Origin of the sequence: Streptococcus orisratti DSM 15617 (genome assembly GCF_000380105.1) — a bacterium.
Taxonomy (GTDB): Bacteria; Bacillota; Bacilli; order Lactobacillales; family Streptococcaceae; genus Streptococcus; species Streptococcus orisratti.
The window spans coordinates 1-4,360 of record NZ_KB904521.1 but is presented as its reverse complement, the minus strand read 5'-3'; the positions used below and the strand labels follow the sequence as shown (position 1 = coordinate 4,360).

Here is a 4,360-nt window from a genome sequence, read left to right as displayed (position 1 = left end):
CGCTCTATGTCGCGTGTTGGTAAGTGTATTGACAACGCACCAATTGAGAGTTTCTTTGGGCACTTTAAGACGGAGTGCTATGATTTGAAGAAATATAAGACCTTTGAGGAGCTGGTTTCAGATATTGATGCCTACATCTATTTTTACAATCATCAACGTTTTCAAGAACGCAACAACGGCCTTGCCCCTCTTGAAATGAGGAACAAGGCCGTCGCCTAATCTTTTATTATTTCATTGTCCACTTGACAGGGAGCAGTTCATATTGTTGAGGGGATTTTTCAATATGAACCCTAGTATTTAGACCATGTTTTTGGAATAAACATGAGAAGAACGGGGTAGATTTCTAAACGTCCTGCGATCATGGCAAAAGACATGATAAGTTTTGAAAATGGGCTAAAAATAGCAAAAGTATCAGATGTTCCAAGCATTGGTCCAATATTGTTAAAGGTAGAGGCAGCAGCACTGACAACGACCATAAAATTATTATTATCTAGAGATAAAATGAGTATGAGTCCTAAAAGAATCATGGCATAAATTGCTAAATATTTTAGGACACCATGCTGTGTTTCTTTATCTAGAGGTTGGTGATTGATGTGGAGTGTGGTAACACGGTTTGGATAAAGTGAAGATAAGACTTGATTTTTTGAAATTTTAGATAATATCAAAGCTCGCATAACTTTTATACCACCAGCTGTTGACCCAGCAGACCCACCAATAAACATTAGTAAGAGTAAGATAACTTGTGAAAAGAGAGGCCAGACAGTAATATCAGTAATTCCAAAGCCTGTCGTTGTAATGACAGTAGCAACCTCAAAAAAGGAATATTCAAATCCTTTATAAGAGGTTTCATAGAGTCCACTGACATTTAGCCAAATTAACACTGTGGAAATAATAACAATCCCTATGTAAGTGCGCAATTCTTCATCACCAAAGAAAGCTTTAAACTTTCTCAAGAGAAGGAAGTAGTAGAGATTAAAATTAATTCCAAAAAGAAGAGTACCTATGGAGACGATATTTGTAATGAGCGAGCTATTATAGTGAGCGATACTGTCATTATAAACCGCAAAGCCCCCTGTCCCTGCCCCACCCATGGCAATAATAAAACTATCGTAGAGAGGCATTCCAGCTAACCAAAGTATTACGGTAAATATGGCGAACATAATCAAGTAGATGATATAAAGAAGTTGAGCGGTGTTTTTTAGTTTAGAGACCACTTTACCAAAGACGGGTCCTGGCACTTCAGCTCGCATGACTTCTAAGTGACTATTTTTACTATTTTCCATAATAGCGAGGGCAAAAACAAGTACTCCCATTCCTCCTATAAGGTGAGCGAAACTACGCCAAAACATTAAGGAAGGAGACAATACAGCTGTGTCAGGAAGGATAGTAGCTCCAGTAGTAGTAAAACCGGAACTCATCTCAAAAAAGGCATCAATGATATTTGGAATTTGTCCAGCAAAGACAAAAGGGAGTCCACCAAAGAAGGCCCATAGAATCCAACATAGTGCAACAATCAGCAAACCTTCCTTTGTATAAATGTGATAATTTTTAGGTTTAAAAATACTTCCCAAGCCACCTAAAAGCACTAGTATTGTCATGGTTACAAGAATACTTTGGAAAACCAAAGGAGATTCTTGATAAATCACGGCAACGATTAGAGGAACAATGAGTAAGGCGGCTTCAATTAATAGTAACTTGGATAAAAGGTAACGTACCATACTTTTATTCATAGCCTACCTCGCTAGCAAATCAGAGATATGGGTGATATTCTTTAGGAGCGTAATAACGACAATTCTATCTCCAAATTCTAAAATATCATCACCAGTAGGGAAGATCGTTCGTCCGTTGCGAATAATAGCTGCAATCAGCAAATTATTCTTAAATTTAAGAGATGACAAACTTTTTCCAATCATTTTATTACCTTCACGAATTTCAAACTGAAGGGTTTCAATACGCCCATTTGCAACGTGATGCATAGCCTCTAGATGAGAGTCTTGAGCGTTAACACGGCCACGGATGAAATGCATCATGGTGTCAACGGCAATGCTTTTTGGTGTAACAATGGTTGAAAATTGATTGGTATCTATAATTTCAAGTAAGCTTGTGCGGTTAACCTTGGTAATGTTTTTAGCGACTCCAAGTGTTTCTATAAACATTGAGGTGATAATATTTTCTTCATCAACTCCAGTCAATGTTGCCACAGCATCGAAACTTTCGACGCTTTCTTCCTGAAGGACATTTTTAGCGGTTCCATCACCATGAACAATATGGACATTTGGGAATTCTTGGCTAAAGAGCTCGGCACGCTCAAAGTTTGCTTCAATAACCTTGAGATTAATATTTGTGTTTTTGAGTAGGTTAAGTAAATAATATGCTGTTTTACCCGCACCAATAATCATCATATTCTTTACAATCTTTGATTTTACAAAATTGTGAAAAAGAATCATCTCAACACGATTACCAGTAACAAAAATTTTATCACCAGTTTCAAGTGTTGCTTCACCATCGGGAATAATCAAGTCACCTTGACGTTCAATTGCACAGATAACTAAATTGCCAAATTTTTTTCGGAATTGGCTAAGTGTCATCTGACATAGCTTGCTATCATCAACGATTTTGAACTCCATAAGCATGACACGGCCATTGACAAAATGTTCAACAGAAAGTGCGTTGGGAAAGTCAACGGTATTAGCAATATAGCGTGCCGCCAACAATTCAGGATTGACCACAAGGGAGAAACCGAGGAAATTTTTATCCTTAAAGTAAGCATTAGAGTATTCAGGGTTACGTACACGTACTACTGTTTCAGTGGCTCCCATTTTTTTAGCTAGGACAGCTGAAATCATATTAACTTCATCTTTGTCAGTGATGGCAATAAAAATGTCACAGCTTTTGACATCAGCTTGCTCTAAAATTTTAAAGTTAGCACCATTGCCAACAATCCCCATAATATCATGACGTTTAGTGATACGTTTTAGAACAGATTCTTTTTCTTCAATTAAAATGACATCGTGTTTTTCTTCGACAAGTGAGCGACAGAGGGCAGTACCGACCTTTCCTCCGCCGACAACAATAATTTTCATAGCAACCTCCAAATTATACTCTCTATCATACCATTTTTTTGAGAAAATGCACGTTTCTTTAATGTTTAAAATCCTAATAAAATACTGAATTATTACAGTTATATATTTTTTCTGAAAATCTCTTGAAAACTCCTAAAGAGAAGACTATAATCTCTTAGTATTTTAATTATGAGGAGAAGTTATAAGTGTTTACAAAGATGAAAATAGCTCTTATTGGTAAGGCTCTAAAATCTGCCGATGAGGGTGATGAGGAACATTTGTTAACAAAGTCTCAAGCTTTGGCTATGCTATCAAGTGATGCTTTGTCTTCAATTGCCTATGGTCCCGAACAGGTTGTCCTTGTCCTAACAGCTATTTCAGCAGCTGCTATTTGGTGGTCACTGCCGATTGGGATTATTGTTTTAGTTTTGTTAGCAAGTTTAACAATTTCTTATCAACAAGTTATACGAGCCTATCCTAAAGGTGGCGGTGCTTATATGGTATCTACAGAGAATCTCTCGCCCCTTGCTGGTCTAGTGGCTGGTGGAAGCCTCTTAGTTGATTATATGTTGACGGTAGCAGTATCGGTTTCTTCTGGTGCTGATGCAATCACCTCTGCTCTACCAGTACTTAAGGATTATAATTTAGCCATCTCTCTTATTTTGATAGTGGGATTGATGCTTATGAATTTGCGAGGGTTAAGAGAGTCAGCAACTTCTTTGATGATTCCTGTTTATCTTTTTATTGTCTCAGCTTTGTTTTTAATTGGTTTTGGCTTTTTCCAAATTGCGACTGGGCATCTGTCTTACAATGCAACTGCACACGTTGGGAAAGTGGTGCCTGGCGTCGGTATTATTCTTTTGTTACGCGCTTTCACAAGTGGTTCAGCCTCTTTGACAGGGGTAGAAGCCATTTCAAATGCGGTCCCATTTTTCAAAAAACCTAAGGAGCGCAATGCGGCCCAAACTTTGGCTATTATGTCCTTGATATTGGGGATTATGTTTGCGGGTATTACTTTCCTGAATTATTGGCTAGGAATTTTGCCTTCCCAACATATTACAATTTTGGCACAAATGGCGAAAATTATTTTTGGAAACTCTGCTTTAGGAAACGCCTTATTTTATGTATAGTAAAATGAAACACAAATAGTACATAATGTGATATAATGTTTTTATGGCATATTCATTAGATTTTCGTAAAAAAGTTCTCGCCTATTGTAAGCGAACAGGTAGTATCACAGAAGCATCAGATGTTTTCCAAATCTCACGAAATACCATTTATGGCTGGTTAAAACTAAA

General features: G+C 37.4%; 4 protein-coding genes and 1 pseudogene. 3 read left to right on the top strand and 2 right to left on the bottom strand.

Annotated features, from left to right (window positions below; translation table 11 throughout):
- The coding region (locus A3I7_RS0111365) for an IS3 family transposase (RefSeq protein WP_018375372.1) at positions 1 to 219 on the top strand (219 nt) is incomplete at its 5' end.
- A 71-nt stretch (positions 220 to 290) separates the two neighbouring features.
- Here the strand turns inward: A3I7_RS0111365 and A3I7_RS0111360 are convergent.
- Both A3I7_RS0111360 and trkA read right to left on the bottom strand, forming a co-directional pair.
- On the bottom strand, positions 291 to 1,730 hold the full coding sequence (locus A3I7_RS0111360; RefSeq protein ID WP_018376864.1) for a TrkH family potassium uptake protein: 1,440 nt from the start codon (positions 1,728 to 1,730) through the stop codon (positions 291 to 293).
- Between the two features lie 3 nt (positions 1,731 to 1,733).
- Complete coding sequence (trkA, locus tag A3I7_RS0111355) at positions 1,734 to 3,083, bottom strand: Trk system potassium transporter TrkA (protein WP_018376863.1); 1,350 nt, start codon at positions 3,081 to 3,083, stop codon at positions 1,734 to 1,736.
- A 185-nt stretch (positions 3,084 to 3,268) separates the two neighbouring features.
- Between trkA and A3I7_RS12930 the strand changes: the two are divergent.
- A pseudogene (locus A3I7_RS12930) lies at positions 3,269 to 4,189 on the top strand (APC family permease); the annotation flags it as partial.
- Between the two features lie 46 nt (positions 4,190 to 4,235).
- The coding region (locus A3I7_RS13850) for an IS630 transposase-related protein (protein ID WP_156812773.1) at positions 4,236 to 4,360 on the top strand (125 nt) is incomplete at its 3' end.